The sequence below is a fragment of the Sphingomonas sp. YR710 genome (assembly GCF_900101455.1).
Classification (GTDB): domain Bacteria; phylum Pseudomonadota; class Alphaproteobacteria; order Sphingomonadales; family Sphingomonadaceae; genus Rhizorhabdus.
This window is the reverse complement of record NZ_FMZJ01000010.1, coordinates 66,915-93,159: the sequence shown is the minus strand read 5'-3', so window position 1 is coordinate 93,159 and position 26,245 is coordinate 66,915. Positions and strand designations below refer to the sequence as shown.

General features: G+C 63.7%; 24 protein-coding genes, 1 pseudogene and 1 riboswitch. Of the genes and pseudogenes, 18 read left to right on the top strand and 7 right to left on the bottom strand.

Annotated elements, in window-relative coordinates:
* Positions 1–7: 7 nt before the first annotated feature.
* Together BLS13_RS13050 and BLS13_RS13045 are read right to left on the bottom strand one after the other, a co-directional pair.
* The gene (locus tag BLS13_RS13050; protein WP_256325862.1) at positions 8–778 is read right to left on the bottom strand and encodes a hypothetical protein; all 771 of its coding nucleotides are present in this window, start codon (positions 776–778) and stop codon (positions 8–10) included.
* Between the two features lie 119 nt (positions 779–897).
* Positions 898–1,641, bottom strand: coding sequence for an SDR family oxidoreductase (locus tag BLS13_RS13045; protein WP_093452693.1), 744 nt, complete (start codon positions 1,639–1,641; stop codon positions 898–900).
* Between the two features lie 199 nt (positions 1,642–1,840).
* Between BLS13_RS13045 and BLS13_RS13040 the strand changes: the two genes are divergently transcribed.
* From BLS13_RS13040 to BLS13_RS21215, 6 genes and pseudogenes are all read left to right on the top strand, one after another.
* The gene (locus BLS13_RS13040; protein ID WP_093452836.1) at positions 1,841–2,662 is read left to right on the top strand and encodes a transglutaminase-like domain-containing protein; all 822 of its coding nucleotides are present in this window, start codon (positions 1,841–1,843) and stop codon (positions 2,660–2,662) included.
* Positions 2,663–3,085: 423 nt separating this feature from the next.
* A complete protein-coding gene (locus BLS13_RS13035; RefSeq protein ID WP_093452692.1) occupies positions 3,086–3,373 on the top strand; it encodes a co-chaperone GroES in 288 nt (95 codons plus the stop codon).
* A 44-nt stretch (positions 3,374–3,417) separates the two neighbouring features.
* The gene (groL, locus tag BLS13_RS13030; RefSeq protein WP_093452690.1) at positions 3,418–5,043 is read left to right on the top strand and encodes a chaperonin GroEL; all 1,626 of its coding nucleotides are present in this window, start codon (positions 3,418–3,420) and stop codon (positions 5,041–5,043) included.
* Positions 4,991–5,536 carry a hypothetical protein gene (locus tag BLS13_RS21055; protein ID WP_256325861.1) on the top strand — a complete coding sequence of 182 codons (546 nt, stop codon included), beginning with the start codon at positions 4,991–4,993 and terminating at the stop codon, positions 5,534–5,536. The genes groL and BLS13_RS21055 overlap by 53 nt, the downstream gene beginning before the upstream one ends.
* Before the next feature lie 12 nt (positions 5,537–5,548).
* On the top strand, positions 5,549–5,758 hold the full coding sequence (locus BLS13_RS13020; protein ID WP_037522672.1) for a hypothetical protein: 210 nt from the start codon (positions 5,549–5,551) through the stop codon (positions 5,756–5,758).
* 384 nt (positions 5,759–6,142) lie between these two features.
* A pseudogene (locus BLS13_RS21215) lies at positions 6,143–6,217 on the top strand (glutamate synthase central domain-containing protein); the annotation flags it as partial.
* A 102-nt stretch (positions 6,218–6,319) separates the two neighbouring features.
* Here the strand turns inward: BLS13_RS21215 and gor are convergent.
* Both gor and pgi read right to left on the bottom strand, forming a co-directional pair.
* On the bottom strand, positions 6,320–7,666 hold the full coding sequence (gene gor, locus BLS13_RS13010) for a glutathione-disulfide reductase (protein ID WP_093452687.1): 1,347 nt from the start codon (positions 7,664–7,666) through the stop codon (positions 6,320–6,322).
* 120 nt (positions 7,667–7,786) lie between these two features.
* Positions 7,787–9,286: a glucose-6-phosphate isomerase gene (gene pgi / locus BLS13_RS13005; RefSeq protein WP_093452686.1), complete on the bottom strand. Its 1,500-nt coding sequence runs from the start codon at positions 9,284–9,286 to the stop codon at positions 7,787–7,789.
* Positions 9,287–9,454: 168 nt separating this feature from the next.
* Between pgi and BLS13_RS13000 the strand changes: the two genes are divergently transcribed.
* The 6 genes from BLS13_RS13000 to BLS13_RS12975 all read left to right on the top strand — a co-directional run bounded on the left by BLS13_RS13000 (position 9,455) and on the right by BLS13_RS12975 (position 17,323).
* Entirely contained in the window at positions 9,455–10,516 is a 1,062-nt protein-coding gene (locus tag BLS13_RS13000) for a cache domain-containing protein (protein WP_093452684.1), read from the top strand.
* Positions 10,517–10,630: 114 nt separating this feature from the next.
* A complete protein-coding gene (locus BLS13_RS12995) occupies positions 10,631–11,377 on the top strand; it encodes a pseudouridine synthase (RefSeq protein ID WP_037522966.1) in 747 nt (248 codons plus the stop codon).
* 5 nt (positions 11,378–11,382) lie between these two features.
* A complete protein-coding gene (gene rsmD, locus BLS13_RS12990; RefSeq protein ID WP_093452683.1) occupies positions 11,383–11,931 on the top strand; it encodes a 16S rRNA (guanine(966)-N(2))-methyltransferase RsmD in 549 nt (182 codons plus the stop codon).
* A 123-nt stretch (positions 11,932–12,054) separates the two neighbouring features.
* Positions 12,055–14,769 (top strand): preprotein translocase subunit SecA, encoded by a 2,715-nt coding sequence (gene secA / locus BLS13_RS12985; protein ID WP_093452833.1) that lies wholly within the window; start codon positions 12,055–12,057, stop codon positions 14,767–14,769.
* 13 nt (positions 14,770–14,782) lie between these two features.
* The gene (locus tag BLS13_RS12980; RefSeq protein ID WP_176943577.1) at positions 14,783–15,142 is read left to right on the top strand and encodes a YbaN family protein; all 360 of its coding nucleotides are present in this window, start codon (positions 14,783–14,785) and stop codon (positions 15,140–15,142) included.
* A 135-nt stretch (positions 15,143–15,277) separates the two neighbouring features.
* Complete coding sequence (locus BLS13_RS12975; protein ID WP_256325859.1) at positions 15,278–17,323, top strand: ATP-binding protein; 2,046 nt, start codon at positions 15,278–15,280, stop codon at positions 17,321–17,323.
* Here the strand turns inward: BLS13_RS12975 and rnhA are convergent.
* Genes rnhA through ispH form a run of 3 tightly spaced genes read right to left on the bottom strand, consistent with a single transcriptional unit; the run spans position 17,311 to position 19,685 of the window.
* Complete coding sequence (rnhA, locus tag BLS13_RS12970) at positions 17,311–17,766, bottom strand: ribonuclease HI (RefSeq protein WP_037522655.1); 456 nt, start codon at positions 17,764–17,766, stop codon at positions 17,311–17,313. The genes BLS13_RS12975 and rnhA overlap by 13 nt on opposite strands.
* Positions 17,763–18,725: a homoserine kinase gene (gene thrB, locus BLS13_RS12965; RefSeq protein ID WP_093452681.1), complete on the bottom strand. Its 963-nt coding sequence runs from the start codon at positions 18,723–18,725 to the stop codon at positions 17,763–17,765. The genes rnhA and thrB overlap by 4 nt, the downstream gene beginning before the upstream one ends.
* Before the next feature lie 3 nt (positions 18,726–18,728).
* Positions 18,729–19,685 carry a 4-hydroxy-3-methylbut-2-enyl diphosphate reductase gene (gene ispH / locus BLS13_RS12960; RefSeq protein WP_093452680.1) on the bottom strand — a complete coding sequence of 319 codons (957 nt, stop codon included), beginning with the start codon at positions 19,683–19,685 and terminating at the stop codon, positions 18,729–18,731.
* A 189-nt stretch (positions 19,686–19,874) separates the two neighbouring features.
* Between ispH and BLS13_RS12955 the strand changes: the two genes are divergently transcribed.
* The 6 genes from BLS13_RS12955 to BLS13_RS12930 all read left to right on the top strand — a co-directional run bounded on the left by BLS13_RS12955 (position 19,875) and on the right by BLS13_RS12930 (position 26,209).
* Positions 19,875–20,531, top strand: a complete 657-nt coding sequence (locus BLS13_RS12955) for a hypothetical protein (RefSeq protein ID WP_256325858.1) — start codon at positions 19,875–19,877, stop codon at positions 20,529–20,531.
* Between the two features lie 215 nt (positions 20,532–20,746).
* A riboswitch (glycine riboswitch) is annotated at positions 20,747–20,842 on the top strand.
* 178 nt (positions 20,843–21,020) lie between these two features.
* On the top strand, positions 21,021–22,139 hold the full coding sequence (gene gcvT, locus BLS13_RS12950) for a glycine cleavage system aminomethyltransferase GcvT (protein ID WP_093452678.1): 1,119 nt from the start codon (positions 21,021–21,023) through the stop codon (positions 22,137–22,139).
* A gap of 1 nt (position 22,140) precedes the next feature.
* On the top strand, positions 22,141–22,512 hold the full coding sequence (gcvH, locus tag BLS13_RS12945; RefSeq protein WP_093452677.1) for a glycine cleavage system protein GcvH: 372 nt from the start codon (positions 22,141–22,143) through the stop codon (positions 22,510–22,512).
* Between the two features lie 159 nt (positions 22,513–22,671).
* Positions 22,672–24,042 carry an aminomethyl-transferring glycine dehydrogenase subunit GcvPA gene (gene gcvPA / locus BLS13_RS12940; protein ID WP_093452675.1) on the top strand — a complete coding sequence of 457 codons (1,371 nt, stop codon included), beginning with the start codon at positions 22,672–22,674 and terminating at the stop codon, positions 24,040–24,042.
* Positions 24,039–25,607 (top strand): aminomethyl-transferring glycine dehydrogenase subunit GcvPB, encoded by a 1,569-nt coding sequence (gene gcvPB, locus BLS13_RS12935; protein WP_093452674.1) that lies wholly within the window; start codon positions 24,039–24,041, stop codon positions 25,605–25,607. Before gcvPA ends, gcvPB begins: the two co-directional genes overlap by 4 nt.
* Complete coding sequence (locus tag BLS13_RS12930; protein WP_093452672.1) at positions 25,604–26,209, top strand: DUF938 domain-containing protein; 606 nt, start codon at positions 25,604–25,606, stop codon at positions 26,207–26,209. The genes gcvPB and BLS13_RS12930 overlap by 4 nt, the downstream gene beginning before the upstream one ends.
* The last annotated feature ends 36 nt before the right edge of the window (positions 26,210–26,245 follow it).

The following is a 26,245-nucleotide window of genomic DNA, read 5'->3' as shown; positions in this document are numbered from 1 at the left end:
CGCCGAATTACCCGCCCGGAAAGGGCGGATAGACCATTGGCGCGATCGCAGAGCCCGGCGATCCCCGCGTCACAGCCTCATAAACCGCAGTTCCGATCGGGCTGTGCGAGATCAGGTCGATCGAGGCCTGCGCGCCGATCATCACGGCGATGCCCCACCACCAGGCCGGGTGGACGCCCCCGCTGCGGCGTAGCTCGCGGATGACGCCGGCCAGCGGAAACAACATCAGCGCGGCAAACACGGTCTCACCCGCGAACGGAATCAGGAACGGCATCGGTAGCAGCCGCCCGAAGCCGGGGCCCGTAAGCATCGCCATACCGCAGAACATCAACCGGCGGTGCCACTCGGTCTTCCGTCGCATCACAATCGCCGCCGCGGCAAGCCCCGCGAAGCTCAACAATGCCAGCGAATCCATGATGAGGAAGTAGAGTGGCTGGAAGAAGAAGGGCGTGCCGCCCCGCCGTACCATCGCGACAGTCACCACCAAGCCCGCCGCCACCATGCACGGGATCCAGATCGTCGCCAGCCAGCCGAGCCGGCGGTGGGTGGCAAACGACCCCGTCGCCGCCAGCGCGTTCTGCAGCACGTAGAGCGTGGTCCAGCCGAAGAACAACAAAGCGTGCATGTGGACAGGGAGCGGCGATGCGAAGCTCGACCGTCCCATCGCCAGCTGGAGCGAAAAGCCGCACACCAACACGAGCGCCATCAATATGGCGGTGATCAGGAAAAATTTCTCGCCCGACGCCACGACTGGCTGCGTGCCCGCGAATGTTGCCATATCGCAACTCCCCCTTCGAATTACCCGCGATAAACCTATCATATCGCCGCGCAGATCGCACCTGGCACTATGCGTCGCATATGTGTCAGTCCAGCGATGCTGATCGGCGGCCGGCCGCTTCAAGCACTCCAGCCACCATCGATATTATAAACCGCGCCGGTTACAAAAGCCGCCTCCTCCGAAGCAAGATAGGCAACCAGAGCCGCGACCTCCTGCGCCGTACCATGCCGTCGGATCGCCAGTGGCGCGCGATTGGCCTCCGCACCAGGTCCCTCTGCGGGGTTGCGTTCGGTATCGATCGGGCCGGGCTGGACGAGGTTTGCGGTAATGCCGCGTGGTCCCAGATCGCGTGCGAGGCCGCGGGTCATGCCGCCGAGCGCCGACTTGCTGGCTGCATAGAGCGTGCCACCGTCGCCGGGGATGCGGGTTGCCACGATGCTGCCGATCGAGATGATGCGGCCGCCATCGGTCATCAGCCCGGCAGCCTTTTGTGACGCCAGGAACGGCGCCCGGACATTGGCAGCGAAAATGCGGTCGAAGGCATCGGAAGCATAATCTTCGAGCGGCCCGAGGATAGATAGGCCAGCATTGTTGACGAGAATGTCGAGCCGACCGAAATGCGCAAACGCCCGATCGATCGCCGCGAGCAAAGCCACCGGGTCTGCGGCGTCTGCCTGGATCGCCAGAGTCTGCGTGGCGGCTGCCTCCAGCGTGGCAGTGATAGCGGCGGCGTCTTCGGTCCGGCCCAGATGGATCATCGCGACCGAAGCGCCGTCAGCCGCCATCCGCCGGCTGATCGCTCCGCCGATGCCCCGCGTCCCGCCGACGACCAGCGCCACCTTCCCCGATAATGATCCCGCCATACTTATCCCCTTGATCAGGGGAGCTTCGGCGCCGGAGCGGCCAGAGGCAAGCGCCGTATCGCCAATGATCCACCCACGGAACAAAGACCCCTGTTCACCATTTTCTTCGCAGGTGCACAACGACTAGGATGTGTGCATCACGGACCCGTGTCCTGATTCGGTCGCCCCGCGTCAGCCCTCTTGCCCAAGGTCGATGCATATGCTGATCCGCGCCGGTTACGACATCGGTTTCACAACACAACAACGCGTGCCGATGCTCGCCAATCTGAGCGTGCATTCGTCGCGCAACAGGGATCTGCGGACGGCGCAACGAATCTACACCACGCCTGACGTGCCGATCTACGACTATATCGACGGTTTCGGGAATATCTGCTCGCGCTTCACGATCCCCGAGGGCGGCATCACCATCTCGTGCGGCTTCGTCATAGAAGATCCGTTTGCGCCCGATATCGTCGCTCCCGACGCGCAGGCCGTACCGGTCGAACAACTCCCCGACGAGGTGATGCTGTTCCTGCTCGGCAGCCGCTATTGCGAAACCGATCGGCTATCCGAGGTCGCATGGGATCTGTTCGGCAAGGTCCCGCCCGGATGGGAGATGGTACAAACGATCGTGGCCTATGCGCATAATCGCATCCGTTTCGATTATATGTCCGCCCGGCCCACCAAGACCGCATGGGATGCGCATCAAGAGCAATGGGGCGTGTGCCGCGATTACGCGCATCTCGCGATCGCCTTGTGCCGCTGTATGAACATCCCCGCCCGCTATTGCACCGGTTACATGGGCGATATGGACCTGCCCGAACTGGTCGGCGAGATGGATTTCTCGGCCTGGTTCGAGGCGTATCTCGGCGGGCGCTGGTATGTGTTCGATGCGCGGCACAATCGGCCGCGGCGCGGGCGCATCCTGATGGCACGCGGCCGCGATGCGACCGATGCCGCGCTGACCAACGCTTTCGGGCCCGCGATCCTCAGCCGCTTCAACGTCTATACCGATGAAGACCGACTGGGGACGCCCGGCTGACGGCGGCGCGGTGCCTCAACCTCACCCGGAAAGGCGCTAAAGGCTCTTGCCGAGCACCGTGCCCTTGGTCGATGCCTGCGAGGCATTGGCCTTTGGCGGGGCTTCCTTCTTGGGTTTGCGAATTTCCTTGCTGCTCTTTCGCTGACTCTTGGCCATATCTGGTCTCCGGCGGCGTTCGAGCCCGACGGCCAACGCTCTGATCCGGGGTGGAGCAGCATACCGAAGATAGCGGTTCGCCGGGCAAACAACCAGCGCGAACATCAACGATGCGCACATCCGCACCTTGACGTTTTGCCTTCGAAGGCCGATATCACAAGTGTTGGCACTCTTATAAGAAGACTGCCAATCGCAATCCGGCAGCGCTGGCTCCGCTTGTGTGAGCGCCGCTTGCCGTCGCGACCCAGCGACAGGATTGCGCCCTTTATGACATTCCGCCCCCTGCACGATCGCGTGCTCGTGCGTCGCATCGAAGCCGTCGCGAAAACGCCCGGTGGCATCATCATTCCGGACAGCGCCAAGGAAAAGCCGCAGGAAGGCGAAGTCGTCTCCGCGGGCACCGGCATCCGCGCCGAGGACGGCACGATCACGCCGCTCGACGTCAAGGCCGGCGACAAGATCCTGTTCGGCAAATGGTCCGGCACCGAGATCAAGATCGACGGTGAAGATTTGATCATCATGAAGGAAAGCGACGTGCTCGGCATCGTTGGCTGAACCCGCTTTCTTACTGAATTTCCTCCGGAATAAAGGCCATCATCATGGCAGCTAAAGACGTAAGATTTTCGCGCGACGCGCGCGAAGCCATCATCCGCGGTGTCGATATCCTCGCCAATGCGGTGAAAGTGACGCTCGGCCCCAAGGGCCGCAACGTCGTGCTCGACAAGGGTTATGGGGCACCGCGCATCACCAAGGACGGCGTCACCGTCGCCAAGGAGATCGAACTCAAGGACAAGTTCGAGAACATGGGCGCGCAGATGCTGCGCGAGGTCGCGTCGAAGACGCACGGCCATGCCGGCGATGGCACCACCACCGCAACCGTGCTCGCCCAGGCGATCGTGCGCGAAGGCATGAAGTCGGTCTCCGCCGGCATGAACCCGATGGATCTCAAGCGCGGCATCGATATGGCCGTTCTGGCCGTCGTCGCAGATCTCAAGGCGCGCTCGCGGGCCGTTTCCAACAATGAGGAAATCGCGCAGGTCGGCATCGTTTCGGCCAATGGCGACGAAGTCGTCGGCCGCAAGATCGCCGAAGCGATGGAGAAGGTCGGCAAGGAAGGCGTGATCACGATCGAAGAGGCCACCGGCCTCGAATTCGAGATAGACGTCGTCGAAGGCATGCAGTTCGATCGCGGCTATCTGTCGCCGTACTTCGTGACCAACCCCGAGAAGATGGCGGTCGAGCTCACCGATCCGTACATCCTGATCCATGAGAAGAAGCTCAGCAACCTGCAGGCGATCCTGCCGATCCTCGAAGCGGTCGTTCAGTCCGGACGTCCGCTGCTGATCATCGCGGAGGACATCGAAGGCGAGGCTTTGGCCACGCTCGTCGTCAACAAATTGCGCGGCGGCCTGAAGGTCGCAGCCGTCAAGGCGCCGGGCTTCGGCGATCGCCGCAAGGCGATGCTCGAGGATATCGCGATCCTGACCGCCGGCCAGGTCATCTCCGAGGATCTCGGCATCAAGCTCGAAAATGTCACGATCGACACGCTCGGCACCGCCAAGCGGGTGACGATCGACAAGGACAATACCGTCCTCGTCGATGGCGCCGGTGCGGCCGATGCGATCAAGGCAAGGGTCGATGCGATCCGCCAGCAGATCGAGGGCACCACCAGCGACTATGACAAGGAAAAGCTTCAGGAGCGCCTTGCCAAGCTCGCTGGCGGCGTCGCGATCATCAAGGTCGGCGGTTCGACCGAGCTCGAGGTCAAGGAGCGCAAGGATCGCGTCGACGACGCGCTTCATGCGACCCGCGCGGCTGTGGAGGAAGGTATCGTCCCCGGCGGCGGCTGCGCGTTGCTCTATGCATCGCATGCGCTCGACGCAATGAAGGGCGCCAATGACGATCAGACCCGCGGCATCGACATCATCCGTCGTGCACTGCAGGCGCCGATCCGCCAGATTGCAGAAAATGCGGGCCATGACGGCGCCGTCGTCGCGGGTCGGCTGATCGACGGCAACGATCAGCTGCTCGGCTTCAATGCGCAGACGGACGCCTATGAAAATCTGGTGACGGCCGGCGTGATCGATCCGACCAAGGTCGTCCGTTCGGCGCTGCAGGATGCGGCATCGGTCGCCGGCCTGCTGATCACCACCGAAGCCGGCATTGCCGACTATGTCGACGGTGCCAGCGAAGCACCAAAAACCTACGGCAGCAGCGACTATTGACGCGGCCCTGCCCGATGACGGCGGGTTTGCCGCCCGCATCGGGCAATGGCTCCACGCTCTGACGGGCGTGGACGCCGGCCGGCAGGACGTTGTCGACCTGCTCGTGCTGTTGCGCGATCCGACCGATGCGATGGCCGAAGCCGGCGCCGATCATGTCGATCGGATCGGCCGGGTAGCGGTGGACGGCGTCTGGTCGGCCATGATCGACGGTGCACTGGGCGAGGTCGGTGTCCGCGGCCTCACCCCGGCCGCTTCCACACGACGCCCTGTTGTGGAGCCGGGAGAAGGAGTAAGCATGTCGAATCTTGAGATCTTTCGCGCCAATGCCGCCGCCCAGCGCGCCGCCGCCGATCTGACCAACCTGCCGAACCGTCGCGCGATGCACGAACGATCGGCGGAGAGCTGGGAAGCGATGGCTGAAGCTGCCGCTGATACGATCGCCCGCGCCGGCGTGAACGAAGCCGCGAAGGCGCGCGGCACGACCAATATTTAATCGGAGACCAGAATGTCCAGAATACCCGTCAAGCCCTTCCTGATCACCAAGGACGAACAGGGCATGTTCCGGCTGACGGTGCGCGTCACCCGCTTCAATTCGCAAAATTATCCTTTGGTCACCGCCACCCTGCAGGACGAGACATTCAAGACGATGGCCGCCACCCGCGCCTTCGCCCGCGAATTCTTCGGCGCCGAGCCGGGGCAGTACGCGACCAAGTAAAAGACGACGATACGGGAGTTGCCTCCCCCAGCTATCGGGCAATGGGACGTTTCCGTTCACGAACGGGAACGCCAGTTCCCGCGCGCATGCAGATCAAGGGTAAAGGTTCGGATCCGAGGTCGCATCAGACGTATTCTGCTGCCGTCGAAAGCGAAGCATTCGACAAAACAGGCCGGCCGTATTGATGCTTTCCGGTCGATATCAAATAGCTAGCGGCCTAACGGTGACCGATTGCAACAAGTGCCGATGGGCATTCATGGCGTGATGGAGAATACGGACGATCCGCTCCTCGGCCGCACCGAAAACATAGAAAATTCGATGGCTGCGATAGGAGAGGCAACGGATAGCCGGCTTCACCCGCGTCACGCCCACGCCAGCTAGGCGCTCAAGCGCCATCGCAAGGCGATCGACGACGGGCTGCTCAAGATCATGTCGAAGATGGGGATCGCGGTAGCGTCCCTCGGCAACGCGCTGTTCGGCCCAGGCCTTGAGCGCGTCGGGGAGCGAGATGTTCATCTCTGCCCTAAGCGCACTATACGAATCTGCGCTAAAATTGGCAAATCACTTCATTAGCACGAGTTCTTCCGCCATCGACGGATGCAACGCGACGGTGTCATCGAACTGCGCCTTCGTCAGCTTCGCCTTCACCGCGATCGCCGCCGCCTGCAGGATTTCGGGCGCGTCCGGGCTGATCATGTGGATGCCGAGCACGACGTCGGTCTCCGCATGGACGATCAGCTTGTAGAGCGAGCGTTCGGCCTTGCCGGCCAGCACGTTGCGCATCGGCCGGAAATCGGAGGTGAAGATCTTCACAGCGCCATATTGTTCGCGCGCCTGGCGCTCGGTGAGGCCCACGCCGGCCATCGGCGGGTTGCTGAACACCGCCGACGGGATGCAATCATAATCGACGACGTGCGGCTTGTTGCCGAACACGGTGTCGGCAAAGGCCTGCCCCTCGCGAATCGCGACCGGAGTCAGCTGCACCCGGTTCGTCACGTCTCCGACGGCATAGATGCTGGGGATATTGGTGCGATTATCGTCACCGACCTTGATGGCGCCCTTCTCGTCGAGTTCGACGCCCGCGGTTTCGAGTCCGAGTCCCTTGCTGTGCGGGTTGCGGCCGATCGCGAATAGCAGGACATCGGCGTCGAGCGACTCATGATCCTTGAAATGGATGGTCAGCGCGCCATCCGCCTTCTTTTCGATATTGTCGAACTGGACGTTGAATAGAAATTCGATGCCCTTGGCGGTCGATATCTGGAACAGCCGGTCGCGGATCTGCTCGTCATAGCCGCGCAGGATCTGGTCCGACCGGTTGACGACGGTGACCTTGCTGCCCAGCGCGTGAAAAATGCCGGCGAACTCGTTGGCGATATAGCCCGCCCCGGCGATCACAACCCGCTTCGGGAAGGTTTCGAGGTGGAACACCTCGTTCGAGGTGATGCCATGTTCGGCGCCGGGGACGTCCGGCACCACCGGCCATGCCCCGGTGGCGATCAGGATCGTCTTCGCGGTGACGGTACGGCCGCTCGCCAGCGTGATCTCGTTGGGCCCCGACACGGTGGCGCGCTCGCGGAAGATCTCGACCTTATTGTTGTCGAGCGTGTTCGTATAGAGCCCTTCAAGCCGCGCCACATCGTCCTGCACATTGTCGCGCAGAGTAGGCCAGTCGAAGCTGGTCTCGCCCAGAGTCCAGCCATAACGTGCGGCATCGTGCAGATCTTCGGCGAAATGCGATCCATAGACGAGCATCTTCTTGGGCACGCAGCCACGGATGACGCAGGTGCCGCCTACTTTATACTCTTCGGCCACCGCAACCTTCGCGCCATAAGCGGCCGAAACGCGCGACGCGCGGACGCCGCCCGAGCCGGCGCCAATCACGAACAGATCATAATCGAATTCGGCCATCGGTCCCGAGCCTTCATAACATTTGGGTTGATATGCATGGCGATATGGCGTCGCGCTGTGATCGATGCAAACGCACAATGGTCATCAGAGTGATCGACTGACTAACAATTCAGGATCGCATCATCCAAAGGCGCGAGCGATCAGCGCTCGGGTGGAAGCATCGAACCGATCGGTGCCTTCGGCCTCGATGGACCTAGCAATCTCCTTGCCCAGCTCGACACCGAACTGGTCGAACGGGTTGACCCCCATCAACACGGCATTGGCGAAGGTCCGGTGTTCGTAGAAGGCCAGCAGCGCGCCGAGGCGGGCGGGATCTACCCGATCGATCAGGATCGTGGTCGACGGCCGATCGCCGGCATAAGCCCGCGCCGGATCGCCATTGGCCTTGCCGGCCATCAATGCCGCCCCTTGCGCGAAACAGTTGATCAGCAACGCACGATGATGCGCCTCGTCGAGTGCATCGCCAGGCTCGACCGCGGCGATGAATTCGACAGGGACCAGTCGCGTGCCCTGATGGAGCAGCTGGAACACCGCATGCTGTGCATCGGTGCCGACCCCGCCCCAGGTGATCGCAGCGGTAGGGCCCTCTACCGCCGAGCCATCGGCCTTCACGCTCTTGCCGTTCGACTCCATTTCGAGCTGCTGAAGATAGGATGGCAGCAGACGGAGCCGCTCGTCATAGGCGAACACTGCGCGCGTCTCGGCCTTGCGCACGACCGAATAATATTGATCGACGAACGCCGCGAGCAACGGCAGGTTGCGCTCGGGCGGGGCCAGCCGGAAATGCCGGTCCATCGCCGCCGCGCCCTCGAGCAATTCCTCGAAAGCATCCCAACCGAGGCCAAGCGCCGCCGGGAAGCCGATCGAGGACCATAAGGAGTAGCGACCGCCGACACTTTCCGAAAAGGGCAGGATGCGGGTTTCATCGACACCCCATTCGATCGCCTTTTCGGGCGACGCGGTCAGCGCGACGACCTGTGCATAAGGATCCTCGACGTTCGCCTCTTCCATCCAGGCGAGAACGCTATTGGCGTTGAGCATCGTCTCGGTGGTCGTGAAGGTTTTCGACGCGATGACCAGCAGGGTCGCGGCAGGATCGAATCGCTTGAACACCTCTTCCAGCGCCGCGCCGTCGACATTCGAGACGATCGCGACATCATAACGATCGGTATCGCGCCCCAGCGCATCCATCAGCAGATCGGGGCCCAGCGCCGATCCGCCGATACCGACATGGAGGACGTGGCGGATCGGGCCCAGCGCGCCAGCCTCGATCGCGTCGATCATCGCCCGCATCCGGGCCTGGAACGCGCGGGCGCGGGCAACACTCTCCGGCGTGCCCTGCCCGCGCTCCGCGGGGTGCTCGGCCGCGCGGCCCTCGGTCACGTTCACGGCCGCCCCCGAAAACAGCGCCTCGCGGTGCGCGGCGAACCCACGTTCCTCGGCCAGCGCCAGGAATCCGTCGATCAGGCCGGCCGAAAGGTGCGTCTTCGAAAAATCGAACAGGAGCCCTGCCTCTTCGATCGACAAGCGCGACAGGCGATCCGGCTCGGCGACGAACAGATCGGCCAGTCGCTGCGGGGCAACCGCCAAAAGCCGGTTCCAGGCTGTGTCATTGATCATTGTCGAAATTGACTCCGTTTTGCACCGAAAACCCGAAAAATCCGCCGATTGTTGCGCCGACGGTTACGATTGATTCATCACATTGCCCGCATCATGCCTCGAAAGAGCGGCCAATTGCCACAGCTTCGATGGGAGAGTTTCGCGGATGGGTCGAACTGGGGGACGCACATGCAGGACGATATCTTACAACTGGCCTACGAAGTCTCTCGGATAACCGAAGAAAAGGTCGACCGCATCGATCTGGTAATGCGCCAGACCGGCATGCTCGCCATCAACGCGCGGCTGGAAGCGGCGCGGGCCGGCGAGGCCGGGCGGGCATTTTCGGTCGTGGCGCAAGAGCTGGGCGTGCTGGCGACGTCGATCTCCTCGATCGGTAGCGAATTGCGCAGCGCCGTCTCCGCCAACATCGCCCTGCTGCAAAGCGCCGGTAGCCAGATGATGACCGAGTTCAAGGGAACGCGCTATACCGACCTTGCTCGCTCGGCTGTCGAAATCATCGATCGCAACCTTTATGAGCGGTCCTGCGACGTCCGCTGGTGGGCTACTGATAGCTCGGTCGTCGACGCGCTGCAAAGTCCGTCGCCCGAAACGGCGCGCCATGCGCAGGACCGGCTGGCAACGATATTGCGATCCTATACCGTCTATCTCGACCTGTGGATCGCCGACAAAAATGGCCGAATCATCGCCACCGGCCGGCCCGACCGTTATCCGGCCGCAGCCCGGCAGGATGTATCGCGCGAACCATGGTTCCAGACCGCGATGCGAACGCAGAGCGGGGATGACTTTCGGGTCTGCGATATCAGCACCGCCCCGGCCCTCAACGGCGCGCAGGTCGCGACCTATTCAACGGCGGTCCGGGCCAATGGCGACACACGCGGCGCCGCGATTGGCGCGCTCGGCATATTCTTCGACTGGCAACCGCAGGCACAGGCCGTACTCGACGGCATCGGCCTGTCCGCCGCCGAGCGGGGAATGGCGCGGTTGATGCTGCTCGATGCCGATCGTCGGGTCATCGCTTCTTCCGACGGCAAAGGTGTCTGCACGGAACGCTATCCGCTGCGACTCGATGGCCGCGCCAGCGGCTATTATGAGCGCGAGGGCATGCTCGTCGCTTTTGCCGAAACCCCGGGCTACGAAACCTATCGCGGCCTCGGCTGGTACGGATGCATCGAAAGCCTGCAACAGGATGGAGAGGAGGCGCCGCTGGCGCTTCGCGCCGCATCCGGCTAAGCGCGGTGCATGCGCCCACCCTCGAAATCACCACCCGCGAAATTTTCGCCCGCGAAACCGTCCCGGCGGCCGTCGCGCGGCAAGACCGCGCCGCCTGCCCGCTCGTCGGAGCCGGTGATCCGCAAGTCCGCCAGCGATCCCCAACGCATCGCCAAACTGCTGGCACGCGCCGGCATCGCATCACGCCGCGAAATCGAACGGATGATCATCGAGCGTCGGATCGCAGTCAATGGCGTGCCGATCGAAACGCCAGCAACCTTGCTCGCCTCGCTGCAGAACGTCACCGTCGATGGCAAGCCGGTCGCCGCGCCCGAGCCCACCCGGCTGTTCCTGTATCACAAGCCAGCCGGCCTGCTGACAGCCGAACGCGATCCCAAGGGCCGGCCGACGATCTACGATCGCCTGCCCAAGGACCTTCCGCGCGTGATCCCGGTTGGCCGGCTCGATCTTGGAACCGAAGGTCTGTTGCTGCTGACCACCGACGGAGAATTCAAGCGCCAGCTCGAACTGCCCGCCACCGGCGTCGAGCGCACCTACCGCGCCCGGGCTTATGGCAATGTCACCCAGGAACAACTCGAGGACCTGATCGAAGGCGTCGAGATCGAGGGCGTCCGCTACGGATCGATCGACGCCAATCTCGAACGGCGCACTGGCGCCAACACCTGGATCGAGATGAAGCTGAAAGAGGGCAAGAATCGCGAAGTGCGACGTGTTCTCGAACATCTCGGCCTGAAAGTTTCGCGGTTGATTCGCACTGCATACGGCCCGTTCGTGCTTGGCGATCTCGCGCCCGGCGAAGTCGGCGAGATCCTCCAGAATCAGCTGGTGGCATTCCGCAAGACATTGAAGAAACCGAAATAAGAGCGATGCGAATCATATCCGGGGCCTGGCGCGGCCGACCGATAATTGCCCCCGAAGGCCTCGCCACCCGCCCGACGAGCGACCGGACGCGCGAGGCGCTGTTCTCGATGCTGACCAGCCGGCTCGGCAGCTTCGAAGGGCTGCGAGTCGCCGACATCTGCGCCGGCACCGGCGCGCTCGGGCTCGAGGCGCTCTCGCGCGGCGCCGCCCATTGCACCTTCGTCGAACGCGAACGCGAGGCGATCGCGGCGCTCAAGACCAACATCGCCAAACTGGGAGCGAATGCCGAAATTCGGGCGACGGCCGCCGAAGGCTTCTCCGGCGGGCCGTTCGATCTCGTGCTGATCGATCCGCCTTACGGCACGGGGCTGGGCCAGAAAGTGCTCGGCACCATCAAGCTTGCACCTGGGGGCTGGGTCAGCATCGAGACCGGCAAAGCAGAGGCCGTCTCCGTTCCCGGATTCGCGGTCGAAGCCGAGCGAGTGCATGGCAAGGCGAAGATCACGCTGCTCCGCGCGGACCTTCTCGCCACAAGCGACGTTGAGAGGTCCTGAATCCATCTACCCGCAAGTTTGCGGGCTCAATTGACGTGGCCAAGGTCAAACCCTATCTCCGCCGCGAACCGGTCTGCGAGCGGGGAAGCCTGCTCCACATCTGATAATCCATAAGGAATGCCCATGCTCGGCGGGATCGCCAAAGCCATTTTCGGATCGTCCAACGATCGCTACGTGAAGTCGCTGCGGCCTATCGTGAACCGGATCAACGGTTTCGAGCCCGTGATTTCGGCGATGTCCGACGACGAACTGGCGAATCAGACGGTCCTGTTTCGGCAGCGGCTTGCCGAAGGTCAGACCCTCGATGCGATTCTGCCAGAGGCCTTTGCCACGGTCCGCGAGGCGGCCAAGCGCGTGCTGGGCCAGCGCCATTACGATGTGCAGATGATTGGCGGCATCGTCCTCCATCGCGGTGAAATTGCCGAGATGCGAACGGGTGAAGGCAAGACGCTGGTGGCGACGTTGGCCACCTATCTGAACGCACTTCCCGGCAAGGGCGTGCATGTCGTGACAGTCAATGACTATCTGGCAGCGCGCGATGCCGAATGGATGGGCCGGGTTTATCGCTTCCTGGGGCTGACCACCGGCGTGATCATCCCGCACCTGACCGACGAGGAACGGCGAGATTCCTACGCCGCCGACATCACTTACGGCACGAACAACGAGTTCGGCTTCGATTATCTGCGCGACAATATGAAATATGAACGCGCGCTGATGGTACAGCGGCCGTTCAATTTCGCGATCGTCGACGAGGTCGATTCGATCCTGATCGACGAAGCGCGCACGCCGCTTATCATCTCGGGACCGACCGACGACAAATCGGAACTGTACAAGCAGGTCGATCTGATCGTGAAGCAGGTTCTGCCGGCGGATTATGAGCTCGACGAGAAGCAGCGATCGGTAGTGCTCACTGAGGACGGCACCGAGCGGATCGAGCGGTTGCTCGAAGATGCGGGCCTGCTCGAAGGCGCCAATCTCTACGATTTCGAGAATACCCAGGTCGTCCACCACCTGAACCAGGCGATGCGCGCGAACATCGTGTTCAAGCTCGACACCGATTACATCGTCAAAGACGGCAAGGTCGTCATTATCGACGAATTCACGGGCCGCATGATGGATGGGCGCCGCTGGTCCGACGGGCTTCACCAGGCGGTCGAGGCCAAGGAAGGCGTTCATATCGAGCCCGAGAATCAGACACTGGCCTCGATCACCTTCCAGAATTATTTCCGCATGTACCCCAAGCTGGGCGGCATGACCGGCACCGCGGCCACCGAGGCCCCGGAATTCTACCAGATCTACAAGATGAATGTCGTCACCATCCCCACCAACGTACCGGTCAAGCGAATCGATGAGGACGACGAATTCTACAAGAACATCAACGATAAATTCGGCGCGATCACGGTCGCGATCCGCGAGGCGGCGGCCCGCAACCAGCCGGTGCTGGTGGGTACCGTATCGATCGAGAAATCGGAGATGCTGTCCGAATTCCTGATCAAGGAGGGCGTACCGCACAAGGTGCTCAACGCGCGCTACCATGAGCAGGAAGCGCATATCGTGGCACAGGCCGGCCGGCTTGCAGCCGTGACGATCGCCACCAACATGGCAGGGCGCGGCACCGACATCCAACTGGGCGGCAACCTCGAATTCCGCATGCTGGACGAACATCCCGATCTGGTTGCCGGCACGCCGGAATATGAGGCGGTCGCCAGCCGCATCGTCACCGAGATCGCCGACGAAAAGCAGAAGGTGCTAGAGGCCGGCGGCCTGTTCGTGCTCGGCACCGAGCGCCATGAGAGCCGACGCATCGACAATCAGCTGCGCGGCCGTTCGGGCCGGCAGGGCGATCCCGGCCTCAGCCGCTTCTATCTGTCGCTCGACGACGATCTGCTGCGAATCTTCGGGCCGCAGACGATGTTCGCGAAGATGATGAACAAGAATCTGGCGGATGGCGAGGCCATCGTGTCACCATGGATCTCCAAGGCGATCGAGACCGCGCAGAAGAAGGTCGAGGCCCGCAACTACGATATCCGCAAGCAGGTCGTCGAATATGACGACGTGATGAACGATCAGCGCAAGGTGATCTACGAACAGCGCGCCGACATCATGGATGCCGAAACCGTCGACGACGTTGTCGCCGACATGCGCGCCGAGACCGCCAACGCGATCGTCGGCGAAGCCTGCCCGCCCAACAGCTATCCCGAACAATGGAATGTCGAGATGCTGAAAGCCCGCGCGATGGAGACGCTCGGCCTCGACCTGCCGATCGACGCATGGCTGGCCGAGGACGGACTCGACCCCGAGACGCTGGCCGAGCGAACCCTGGCCGCTGCGGATGCGCTGATCGCCGAGAAGCGTGCGGCGATCGACGAGCCGAGCTGGCATGGCATCGAGAAGAGCGTGCTGCTGCAGTCGCTCGACCATCACTGGAAGGAGCATCTGGCGACGCTCGACGCGCTGAGGCAGGTGATCCACCTGCGGGCCTATGCCCAGAAGACACCGCTCAACGAATATAAGCAGGAAGCCTTCGCCTTGTTCGAGCGGATGCTCGGCGCGATCCGCGAGGAAGTGACCCGAATCCTGGCGCATGCGCGCTTCGGCTTCGCACCGGAAATGGCCGAATTGCCGCCGATGCCGGATTTCATCACCAGCCACGTCGATCCGTTGACCGGCGAAGACGACGGCTGGAACGGTGGCGGGCTGGTGACCACCCGGCTTCCCGAGATGACCGGCGGCGCCGGCCTGGCGCTCGATCCGGCGCTGACGGCGACGCTCAGCCGGAACTCGCCCTGCCCCTGCGGGTCGGGCAAGAAGTACAAGCACTGCCACGGGGCGCTCTGATCGCGCCGGCGCCATGATCCGCTGGGTCTGGTTCGGGCTCGGCTGGTTCCTGATCGCCTTGGGCGTTATCGGGGCGTTGTTGCCGGTGATGCCGACAACGGTGTTCCTGATCGGCGCGGCTGGCTGCTTCACGAAATCATCGCCACGCTTCGAACGCTGGCTGCTCGATCATCGCTGGCTCGGGCCGCCTGTGCGCAACTGGCGTGAACGCGGCGCTATACCGATCAAAGCAAAGATCTTGGCGATCGGCAGCATGGCCGGGGGATATGCGATATTCCTATTGGCCGTGCACCCTTGGCCATGGCTGGCGCTGCTCGTGGGGGGAGCAATCCTGGCATCGGCCCTTTTCGTCGGCAGCCGGCCAGGGCGTTAGCGTATTTTCCGAGGCTGGGCTTCACCAGCCCCCTGCCCGGCCCGCCCACCGGTGGCGAATCGACGGAATTGGCAACAGCCCCTTGATCATACGCAAAACACCTCAGCGTTGCGGAAAGAGTGGCGGCGCGCCCTCATGACGGTTAATATGGCCGACGGCGGCAAAAGCGTGTTGCCGCCGCGAGCAGAGTGCGGCGGTAGAGACGAACGGACAGGGGCAGAGACGATTCCGGAAAATCAACTCTCCGAAGAGAATCGACTGCTCACGATGGCCGAGGCCGATGCAGGTATCGGCCATTGGCGGATCAATCTTGTCACGCATGACGTTTCCTGGTCCCCCACGCTTTATGCCATGGTCGGGATTGCGCCGGACCGGGCGCTGACCCGCGACGACCTATCCGCCTTCTTTCTCCCGGACGACCGCCCGATCGTCGACGCGGCCGGCGATCAGGTTGAGCAAACGGGAATTCTCCAGCCCACCAGACTGCGAATGGTACGGGCCGACGGACGCATCATCTATGTCGTGACGAGCGGCCGCATGGACGGGCGGAATGCCATGTTCGGGATCATGCGCGAAGTGACGCAGGAGGTCGAGGCAGAGCGGGCACTGATCCTCGCGCGCGATCAGGCCAAGGCTGCGGAACGCGCATATGCCGATTTCATAGCGGTCATTTCCAACGAAATCCGCACACCGATGACAGGCATTTTGGCGACGATCGATCTGCTGCGTGCCGATCCCGCGGACGGACAACGATCCCATTTGCTCGAAAGCCTGTCGCAGTCGGCCTGCACGCTCACCGCCGTGCTGGACGACATGCTTGATCTGTCCCGCGTGGGCACCGGCCGCATGGTGCTGGAAAGCCGCCCCTTCGATCTGAAGGCACTGATTCGCACTACGGTCGATCTGTTCCAATCGACCGCCCAGAACAAGGCGCTCCACCTCGATGCCCATGGGCTGGATGGCGCACCCGCCATCGTCCATGGCGATTCGGCCCGTGTGCAGCAGATCTTTTCCAACCTGATCGGTAACGCGATCAAATATACCGAGACGGGACGAATTTCGATCTCCGCCTCGATATCGCGTAGCGAGCCTGGCACCGATTACTGGATGGTGGTGGTGCAGGACAGCGGGATCGGCATCGGTCAGGAGGCGCTAGGACGGATATTCTCGCGCTATGAGCAGGTCGATGCGGCGCGGGCACGGCTAGAGGGCAGAAGCGGGCTCGGCCTGGCAATCAGCCAGCAGCTTGCCGAGGCGATGGGAGGATCGATCGCTGTTTCGAGCGATCCGGGCCGCGGAAGCACATTCAGCATCGAACTGCCATTCGCGATCAGCATGAGCCCAACGGCATCCGGGCAACACACTGATGGTCAGCCACTTGGCCCGCTGCGCATCCTGCTGGCCGAGGATAATCCTGTAAACCGGCGCTTGATGTCCGCGTTGCTGACCCGGCAGGGGCACGAAGTAGTGGCTGTCGAAGACGGGTTGAAGGCGCTCAGCGCCACCACCGGCCAGCGCTTCGATCTGATCCTGATGGACATGCAGATGCCCGAACTGGATGGGCTCGCGGCCACACGGGCGATTCGCGCGCTCGATCCGCCGGCGTCCCAGACGCCGATCCTGGCCATCAGCGCCGACGGCCAGCCTGAACGCCGCCGTGCCTATTTCGAGGCCGGGATCGACAGTTTCCTGCCGAAGCCGATCGTCTCCAGCCAATTGCTCGATATGGTCGAGAAGATGCGCCGCGGCGCCATTTCACAAGCCGAACAGCCCGCCGATCATTTCAATCGCGAACGGCTCAATTGGCTGGTCGAACAGGCCGGCTTCGAGGAAGCCGGGGTGTTGATGAAAATGCTGCTGTTCGATGTCACCGATCGGCCCGTGCGGATTGCCGCGGCGATCCGCGCCACGGCCTGGGATCTGGCGGCGGCCGAGGCGGAGGCGTTGCGCGCATTGCTCGATAATTTTGGCAATTTCGCGCTATCGCGACTGCTCGCGTCCATCGCGCGTCAATGCAGCCAGCGCGCCTGCCCGCCGGCTATCATTGGCGATATGGTCGCGCAGGCCGCCGCGCTTTCGGAGTTCCTCCGGCACCAAATTGGCGGCATGCCGAAGCCGATCGCGCGGGCGATCGACAATGTCGTCGAAACCGATTTTACCCCACGCTCTCAGGAAGGCTGAAGCCGCACGCCCAACGCCGCATCGCTCGCCAACCGGTCCGCGCGTTCATTGTCCGGATGGCCAGCATGCCCCTTCACCCAGATCCATTCGACCCGATGCGGAGCGGCAGCCGCCACCAGTTCCTGCCACAGTTCGGCATTTTTGACCGGCTTCTTGTCCGCGGTCTTCCAGCCATTCTTGCGCCAGCCGTGGATCCACTTGGTGAGTCCATCCATGACGTAACGGCTGTCGGTCGACAGTTTCACCCGGCACGGCCGGTTAAGCGCCTTCAGCGCGCTGATTGCCGCCATCAATTCCATTCGGTTGTTGGTGCTCGGATTCTCTGCCCCCGAAAGCTCCTTTTCGTGCGCCCCAAAGCGAATGAGCGCGCCCCAGCCGCCCGGGCCCGGATTGCCCTTGCACGCTCCATCGGTCGCAATCTCGACGAACGGTAGTTCGGTCATGCGCCCACCAGCGCCGCGGAGTCGACTTCCGCATAGAAATCGAGCCGCCGCAGAAAGGCGAGCGGGTCCTTGCGGGTGACGATCGCCGAAGGAGGGGTATTCAACCAATCCCAGGCGCGCGTCAGCAGGAAGCGCAGGCAGGCGCCACGGGCCAGGATCGCAAACGCCGCGCGCTCGAGATCGGACAGGCCGAAATGCGCATGATAGCCGGCGATCAAGGCAGCGCCGACGTCTGCATGATAACGGGTCCCATCACTTTCGAAGCACCAGGCCGTATGGGTGACCGCCAGATCCCAGGCGCGGATATCGGTACAGGCGAAATAGAAATCGATCACTCCGCTGACGGCGTCCCCCAGCAACAGCACATTATCCGGAAACATATCGGCATGGATCACCGATGTCGGCAGATGATGCGGCCAGTTCGCGTCGAGGAAGGCCAGTTCGCGTGCCACCCGATCGCCAAGGCCCGGCGCGATGGTATCGAGATCGACGCCGCACCGCCCGGCAAGCGCATGCCATCCCGCCAGGCCGAGATTGTTGGGCCGCGACAGCCCGAAATCGGCCAGCGCCTTATGCATGTCTCCCAATGCGCCACCAGCGGCGCGCGCCTGCGCCGGCGTCGGATGCGTCACCGACAGCCCGCTCAGAAACTCGATCAGGCAGGCCGGGCGGCCTGCGAGTGTCTGCAACTGCTGCCCAAGCCGATCGGGCAACACCCGGGGAATGTTGAGCCCCTTGGCCGCGAGATGATCGAGCAGCGCGAAAAAGAATGGCAGGTCGCCGACATCGACGCGTTTTTCATAGAGCGTCAGGATGAAACGGCTGGTGGTCGTTTCGATCAGATAATTGCTGTTCTCGACACCCTCGGCGATTCCCTTGGCGGAAATCAGCGCGCCGTGATTGTAGCGATGGAGAAAGGCCTCCATCTCCTCGGTGGGAACCTGGGTATAGACGGCCATCGATCAGGCCGCCGCCAGCCCGCGGGGCAATTTGAACACCATATCCTCCTTCGCCGATTCGACCTCCTGTTCGGTGATCGTGAAGCGCGTGGCCAATGCCGCAACGATCTGCCGCACCAGGATTTCCGGGGCGGATGCGCCGGCGGTGATGCCAAGCGTGGAAACGCCATCGAGCCAGGCAAAATCAACGTCGGCCGCTGCCTGCACCAACCGCGCCTTGACGCCGCACCGCTGCCCGACCTCGACGAGGCGCAGCGAGTTCGAACTGTTGGGCGCCCCGACCACGAGCAGCGCGTCACACCGCGACGCCATGGCCTTTACCGCCGCCTGGCGGTTGGACGTGGCGTAACAGATATCCTCGCCGCGCGGCATGACGATCGTCGGAAAGCGCCGCCGCAGCGCCGCGATGATCTCCGCCGTATCGTCGACCGACAAGGTGGTCTGGGTGAGAAAGGCCGGATGTCGATCGTGCGGGCAATCGACCCGTTCGACATCCGCCGCCGTTTCGACAAGGGTCATCTCCCCGTCCGCTACCTGGCCAAAGGTCCCGATCACTTCCGGATGGCCGCGATGTCCGATGAAAAAGATATGGTGGCCCGTGGACACGAGCCGCTCGGCCTGGCGATGGACCTTCGAGACCAGCGGGCAGGTCGCGTCAAGATAATCGAGACCGCGCTGCTCGGCATCTCCAACCACCAGCTTGGGAACGCCATGCGCCGAAAAGACGACGGCGGCACCATCGGGAACCTCGGCTAGCTCATCGATGAAGATCGCCCCTTTGGCTTTCAGATCATCGACCACGAATCGATTATGCACGATTTCATGGCGGACATAGACGGGGCGGCCGAATTTCTCGATCGCGAGCTCGACGATGCGGATCGCCCGATCCACCCCGGCGCAAAAGCCCCGCGGGGCAGCGACCAGAAGCGTGAGCGGCGGTGGCGAAGCTGAACCAAACATGAAAGGCGCCTTAGAAGACATTTTCGAAGGACGAAACCATTGAGATTTTTTGTATCACAGCTTTGCTGCAAATCGATTGTGTCCGCCGCTTTGTCGCGATTGCTTGCCTGCGCCCCACCCGCTTTCTATGATCGCCGCCGACTGCCGGGTCGATCAGCATCCGGACGATAGGCTAAGGATGCTTGCCACGTGCCCAATTTGAAGACCCCCAAGATACGTACGGCGGCAATCCTCCTCGCGGCACTGGCGCTCGGCGCCTGCTCGCATGGTACCGAATTTGATGAGACCGGCGGGGTCAAGATCGCACGCTCGTCGTGCCCGGCCGTGGCGATCCCGGCCTATACCGGCGACGTCACGCTGTTCAATCCGCTGGGCGAACGCACGCTGGCAGCCCTCGACGTCACCGCGACCATCACCAACATGCGCACGACCTGCACCGACGTCGGCGATCGCATCCAGGTGGTGGCCAGCTTCGACGTCCAGGCACGGCGCGCCAACGCCGCCGGACCGCGTCAGGTGACGTTGCCCTATTTCGCGACCATTCTGCGCGCGGGCACCGATCTCCAGTCGAAACAGCTCGGCCAGGTGACGATCGATTTCGCCGATGGCCAGATCCGCGCAGCCAGCCATGCCTCGGCAACCGGCAGCGTTTCACGTGTCGCGGCCACCCTGCCCCCGGAAATCCTCCAGCGCATCACGCGCAAGCGCAAGGTCGGCGACGAGGATGCCGCGCTCGATCCAATGACCCAGCCCGCGGTCCGCGATGCGGTCAACAAGGCGAATTTCGAGATGCTGATCGGCTTCCAGCTCAGCGAAAGCCAGCTCTCCTATAACGCCACGCGGTAGGCTTCTAAAGCCCCTCCCCTTCAGGGGAGGGGTTGGGGGTGGGGCAGTCCAGTCTCACTGAGACCAGCGCCGGTGAGGAGGATAGGCCCCACCCCACCCCCTCCCCTGAAGGGGAAGGGCTTTAGGGTCACAACGCGCTGCGTCGCAATATACGCGATTGACTTGGGCGGCGGCGCGGGCCAATCGGTAATTCAGTCGCCGCCGGGCAACCGGTGGATGGCCATGCGGGAGAGTGCAGCGGGCGGAAGCCCGAGGCCGCCGAAGGAGCAACCGCCCCGGAATCTCTCAGGTCAAAGGACCGCATGGACAGGGTCGACACTCTGGAAAGCGGGCGAACCGGCTCAGGCCGGATCGCCCCACCGAAGGGGTAAGCCGGGACCATCATGGTCCTGTGTGAAAGCTCTCAGGTTTCCGTGACAGAGGGGGCAGGATCGAAGCGCCGCCGATGCGGCGTGGAAACCTGTCACCTGTCACGAAAAGGGCCTGATCTTGAGCGACGACGAACCCGAAGATATCATCCAGACCCTGCCGCTTGATGAGTGGCACCGCACGCGCGGCGCCCGCATGGTGCCGTTCGCAGGCTATCAGATGCCGATCCAATATGACGGCATCGTCGCCGAGCATCTGTGGACGCGCGAGCATGCCGGCCTGTTCGACGTATCGCATATGGGCCAGCTGCTGATCAGCGGCGGCGCCGTCGACATCGAACTCGAAAAGCTGCTGCCGGGCGACATCATCGGCCTCGGCGTGGACAAGATGCGCTACTCGCTGCTGCTCGATGAGCAAGGCGGGATTCTCGACGATCTGATGGTAACAAGGCGCACCGGCGATTTTTACCTGGTCGTGAACGGCGCGACCAAGGCCGACGATATCGCCCATCTGCACGAGCATCTCCCCGAAGAGCTCACGCTCAACCATCTCGACGACCATGCGCTGCTCGCGCTGCAGGGCCCCGAGGCGGTGACGGCCCTGTCGCGGCTCGTTCCCGATGTCGAAAATCTCATATTCATGACGGCGGGCGCGTTCGAGATTGCCGGCGTGCCAGCCTGGATCAGCCGGTCGGGCTATACCGGCGAGGATGGGTTCGAGATTTCGATTCCGGCGGACGCGGCCACGAAGGTCGCGAATCTGCTCGCCGAACAGCCCGAGGTGAAGCCGATCGGCCTCGGCGCCCGCGATTCGCTGCGGCTCGAAGCCGGCCTGCCGCTCTATGGCCATGATCTCGATCCGAAGAGCGATCCGGCAATGGCCGGCTTAGGCTTCGCGGTCCCGAAGCGCCGCCGCGCCGAGGGCGGATTTCCGGGCGCGATCACGATCTGCCGCCATTTCGCGGAAGGCCCGCCCGCCAGGCGCATCGGTCTGCTCGTCGCCGGCCGGCTGCCGGCCCGCGAAGGCGCCCAGATCTTCGACGGCGATACGCTGGTCGGCACGGTGACGTCGGGCGGTTTCAGCCCCTCGCTGCAGCGGCCGATCGCGATGGGCTATGTCTCCGCCGGCCGCGCCGCCAACGGCACCGCGCTCCAGATCGAAGTCCGGGGGAAGCGGCTCGATGCCGTCGTCAGCCCGATGCCGTTTGTCCCACATCGCTATGTCCGCAAGGGAGCCTGACATGACCCTGTATTTCACCGACGAACATGAATGGATTTCGGTCGAGGGCGGCAGCGCCACCGTCGGCATCACCGATTATGCGCAGGGCCAGCTTGGCGACATCGTGTTCGTCGAACTGCCGGCCACCGGCGCCACGCTGTCGAAGGGCGGCGAGGCCGCGGTCGTCGAATCGGTCAAGGCCGCATCGGACGTCTATGCACCGGTGACCGGCACCGTGACCGAATCCAACCCGGCGCTCGAGGATGATCCGGCGCTGGTAAACAGCGCGCCCGAGACCGACGGCTGGTTCTTCCGGCTGACCCTCGCCGATCCGGCCGAGCTGGAAGGCCTGATGGATGCCGCGGCGTACAAGGCGTTCTGCGACGGGCTTTAAGACTGAATAAGCCCCTCCCTGCAAGGGAGGGGGAAGGGGTGGGTGGCGAGCGCATGCGAGCCTCCGACCTCACCGCAAAAGCGGCCGGAGCGGCATCGAGCCGCTCCGGGCGCCACCCACCCCCTTCCCCTCCCTTGCAGGGAGGGGTGGAGAAAAAAGATGCGTTACCTTCCCCTCACCGACGCCGATCGCAGCGCGATGCTGGCATCGATCGGCGCGTCATCGATCGACGATCTGTTCGTCGACGTGCCCGCCGAAGCCCGCTTGTCGGGTCCGATCGCCGGCCTGCCGATGCACGCATCCGAACTCGCCGTCGAACGCCATATGTCGGCGCTCGCGCGGCAGAATATCGCCGCCGGCGATGCCCCTTTCTTCCTCGGCTGTGGAGCCTATCGCCATCATGTGCCGGCCAGCGTCGATCATCTGATCCAGCGCGGCGAATTCCTGACCAGCTACACGCCTTATCAGCCCGAAATCGCGCAAGGCACCTTGCAGGCGCTGTTCGAGTTCCAGACGCAGGTCGCACGGCTGTTCGGCTGCGATGTCGCCAATGCGTCGATGTATGACGGGTCGACCGCCTGCTGGGAGGCGATCACGATGTCGCGCCGCGTGACAAAGCGCGCCAAGGCGATCCTGTCGGCGGGCCTTCACCCGCATTATGTGTCGCTGTCGAAAACGATGGCGAAGTTCACCGGCGACGTGCTCGATATCGCAACCCCGGCGCTGACCGACGGCGCGCCGGGCGACGATATGGCCCGCCTGCTCGATGCGATCGACGGCGATACGAGCTGCGTGGTGGTGCAGAATCCCAACATCTTCGGCCATATCGCCGATCTTAGCGAACTCGCCGCGCGTTGCCATGCGAAGGGCGCGCTGCTGATCGCGGTCGTCACCGAGCCGGTGGCTTTGGGCGCGATCCGCAGTCCCGGCGAAATGGGTGCCGATATCGTCGTCGGCGAGGGCCAGTCGATCGGCGTCGGCCTCAATTTCGGCGGCCCCTATGTGGGGCTGTTTGCCTGCGCCGAGAAATATGTCCGCCAGATGCCGGGCCGGCTCGCAGGGGTTACGCAGGATGCCGATGGCAAGCGCGGCTTCGTGCTGACCCTGAGCACCCGCGAGCAGCATATCCGCCGCGAGAAGGCGACGTCGAACATCTGCACCAATTCGGGCCTGTGCGCCTTGGCCTTCACCGCGCACATGACCCTGCTCGGCGAAACCGGGCTGCGCCAATTGGCGGCGCTCAACCATGCCGGCGCGGTCGCGGCGGCCGAGCGGCTGGCGCGGGTGCCGGGTGTCGAACTCGTCAACGGCACGTTCTTCAACGAATTCACCCTGCGGCTCTCGAAGGAGGCACGGCCGCTGGTTCGTGCGCTCGCCGAAAAAGGCATACTCGGCGGCGTCTCGCTCGGCCGGCTCTATCCGGGTGTCGCGGCACTGGAGAAGGGCCTCGTCGTGGCCGTCACCGAAACGGTGACGCCGGAGGATGTCGAAACATTCGCGCAAGCGCTCGAAGCGGAGTTGGCAGCATGAGCATGAACAGCGAAGGCCGGGTGACCCGGCCCGAAACCGACGGCGGCGCGGCGGCTGTGACCACCTTCACCGGCAATCGCGCCTTGATGCTCGAAGAGGCGCTGATTTTCGAGCAGGGCGACTATGCGCGCACCGGCGTCGATATCCCGGCCGCACCCGCGGTCGCGTCGCGGCTCGGTGGGCTTGAGCGCAACCGGCCGATCGGCCTGCCCGGCCTGCCCGAGCCCGAGATGGTCCGCCATTATACGCGGCTCAGCCGGCAGAATTATGCGATCGACCTCGGCCTGTTCCCGCTTGGCAGCTGCACGATGAAGCATAATCCGCGGCTGAACGAAAAGATGGCCCGCCTGCCCGGCTTTGCCGATATTCATCCGCTGGCACCGGTCGATACGGTGCAGGGCGCGCTGGCGGTGATCCACCAGCTCGGCGAATGGTTGAAGACCCTGACCGGCATGGCGGCGGTGGCGATGGCGCCCAAGGCCGGCGCGCATGGCGAGCTGTGCGGCCTGCTGGCGATTCGCGCGGCGCTGGAGGCGCGCGGCGATGCCCGTTCGGTGATTCTGGTGCCGACCAGCGCGCACGGCACCAACCCGGCGACGGCCGCCTTCTGCGGCTACGCGGTCGAGAACATCCCGGCGACCGAGGATGGGCGCGTCGACCTGGCGGCGCTGAAGGCGCGATTGGGCCCCGATGTCGCGGGGGTGATGATCACCAATCCCAATACGTGTGGCCTGTTCGAGCGCGAGATGAGCCAGATTTCCGAGGCGGTCCACGCCGCCGGCGGGCTCGTTTATTGCGACGGCGCGAACTTCAACGCGATCGTCGGCCGGGTCCGCCCCGGCGATCTCGGCATCGATGCAATGCATATCAACCTGCACAAGACTTTCTCCACCCCGCATGGCGGCGGCGGTCCCGGTTCGGGGCCGGTGGTGCTGTCGGCCGCACTCGCGCCTTTCGCGCCGCTGCCATTCGTCGACAAGCAGGGCGATCATTATGTGCTGGTCGAGGAAGAGACCGCTGGCGAGCATCATGCAAGCACCTTCGGCCGGATGGCGGCGTTCCACGGCCAGATGGGCATGTTCACGCGCGCGCTCACCTATATCCTGAGCCACGGCGCCGACGGCCTGCGGCAGGTGGCCGAGGATGCGGTGCTCAACGCCAATTACATGCTGCGCAGCCTCGAGGACGTGCTGGTCGCGCCGTTCGGCGGATCGGGGCCGTGCATGCATGAGGCCCTGTTCAGCGATGACGGATTCGCCGATGGCTTCACCACGCTCGATCTCGCTAAAGGGCTGATCGACGAGGGCTTCCACCCGATGACGATGTATTTCCCGCTCGTCGTCCACGGCGCCATGCTGATCGAACCGACCGAAACCGAGGGCAAGGCGACGCTCGACCAGTTCATTGGCGCGCTGCGATCGCTGGCCACCCGCGCCAAGGCCGGCGACCCGGCACTCAAGGCCGCGCCGATGCTGGCCCCCCGCCGCCGGCTCGACGAGACCGCGGCAGCCCGCAAGCCGGTGCTCGTCTGGCGCGACGCGGATCTGCCGCAGGCCGCCGAGTGACCGATTCCCGCCGCAACGCGCCAGCGACGGAGCGCAATCGCGATCCGATCCTGGCGGTATTGCGGACGGTGCTTCCGACAAGCGGCACGGTGCTGGAGGTGGCGAGCGGCACCGGAGAGCATATCGTCCACTTCGCAGGGGCGCTGCCGGCGCTTTCATGGCAGCCCAGCGATCCCGACGCGCAATCCCGCGCGTCGATCGACGCCTGGGTGGCGCATGCCCGGCTGCCGAACGTCGCCGCGGCGAGCGATCTCGATGCGGCGAGCGATAGCTGGCCGGTCACCGGGGCTGACGCAATCCTGTGCATCAACATGGTTCATATCAGCCCGTGGGAATCGACCGAAGGCTTGCTGGCGGGGGCAGAAAAACTGCTCCCGCCTGGCGCACCGCTGTTCTTCTACGGCCCTTACCTGCGCGGCGACGTGCCGACCGCGCCGAGCAACCTGGCCTTCGACCAGAGCCTCAAGGCCCGCGATTCCCGCTGGGGCCTGCGCGACGTCGATGCCGTGGTGGCACGCGCGGCAAGCTGTCGGCTGGCGCTGGAGCGTGTCATCGAAATGCCGGCGAACAACCTGTCGGTGGTGTTCAGGCGGCAGGGCTAGGGTCACGTCGCCTTTTTTGTTGGAATCGATCGCCAT

What these genes read in the sequence shown, in the direction of transcription:
- BLS13_RS12980 (WP_176943577.1), top strand. Translation starts at nt 14,783, where the DNA reads ATGATCCGCTGGGTCTGGTTCGGGCTCGGCTGGTTCCTGATCGCCTTG.
- gcvPA (WP_093452675.1), top strand. Translation starts at nt 22,672, where the DNA reads ATGCGTTACCTTCCCCTCACCGACGCCGATCGCAGCGCGATGCTGGCA.
- BLS13_RS21055 (WP_256325861.1), top strand. Translation starts at nt 4,991, where the DNA reads ATGTCGACGGTGCCAGCGAAGCACCAAAAACCTACGGCAGCAGCGACT.
- rsmD (WP_093452683.1), top strand. Translation starts at nt 11,383, where the DNA reads ATGCGAATCATATCCGGGGCCTGGCGCGGCCGACCGATAATTGCCCCC.
- secA (WP_093452833.1), top strand. Translation starts at nt 12,055, where the DNA reads ATGCTCGGCGGGATCGCCAAAGCCATTTTCGGATCGTCCAACGATCGC.
- BLS13_RS13035 (WP_093452692.1), top strand. Translation starts at nt 3,086, where the DNA reads ATGACATTCCGCCCCCTGCACGATCGCGTGCTCGTGCGTCGCATCGAA.
- rnhA (WP_037522655.1), bottom strand. Translation starts at nt 17,766, where the DNA reads ATGACCGAACTACCGTTCGTCGAGATTGCGACCGATGGAGCGTGCAAG.
- BLS13_RS13020 (WP_037522672.1), top strand. Translation starts at nt 5,549, where the DNA reads ATGTCCAGAATACCCGTCAAGCCCTTCCTGATCACCAAGGACGAACAG.
- pgi (WP_093452686.1), bottom strand. Translation starts at nt 9,286, where the DNA reads ATGATCAATGACACAGCCTGGAACCGGCTTTTGGCGGTTGCCCCGCAG.
- BLS13_RS13000 (WP_093452684.1), top strand. Translation starts at nt 9,455, where the DNA reads ATGCAGGACGATATCTTACAACTGGCCTACGAAGTCTCTCGGATAACC.
- ispH (WP_093452680.1), bottom strand. Translation starts at nt 19,685, where the DNA reads ATGTTTGGTTCAGCTTCGCCACCGCCGCTCACGCTTCTGGTCGCTGCC.
- gcvPB (WP_093452674.1), top strand. Translation starts at nt 24,039, where the DNA reads ATGAGCATGAACAGCGAAGGCCGGGTGACCCGGCCCGAAACCGACGGC.
- groL (WP_093452690.1), top strand. Translation starts at nt 3,418, where the DNA reads ATGGCAGCTAAAGACGTAAGATTTTCGCGCGACGCGCGCGAAGCCATC.
- BLS13_RS13045 (WP_093452693.1), bottom strand. Translation starts at nt 1,641, where the DNA reads ATGGCGGGATCATTATCGGGGAAGGTGGCGCTGGTCGTCGGCGGGACG.
- BLS13_RS12975 (WP_256325859.1), top strand. Translation starts at nt 15,278, where the DNA reads ATGACGGTTAATATGGCCGACGGCGGCAAAAGCGTGTTGCCGCCGCGA.
- gcvH (WP_093452677.1), top strand. Translation starts at nt 22,141, where the DNA reads ATGACCCTGTATTTCACCGACGAACATGAATGGATTTCGGTCGAGGGC.
- thrB (WP_093452681.1), bottom strand. Translation starts at nt 18,725, where the DNA reads ATGGCCGTCTATACCCAGGTTCCCACCGAGGAGATGGAGGCCTTTCTC.
- gor (WP_093452687.1), bottom strand. Translation starts at nt 7,666, where the DNA reads ATGGCCGAATTCGATTATGATCTGTTCGTGATTGGCGCCGGCTCGGGC.
- BLS13_RS13050 (WP_256325862.1), bottom strand. Translation starts at nt 778, where the DNA reads ATGGCAACATTCGCGGGCACGCAGCCAGTCGTGGCGTCGGGCGAGAAA.
- BLS13_RS13040 (WP_093452836.1), top strand. Translation starts at nt 1,841, where the DNA reads ATGCTGATCCGCGCCGGTTACGACATCGGTTTCACAACACAACAACGC.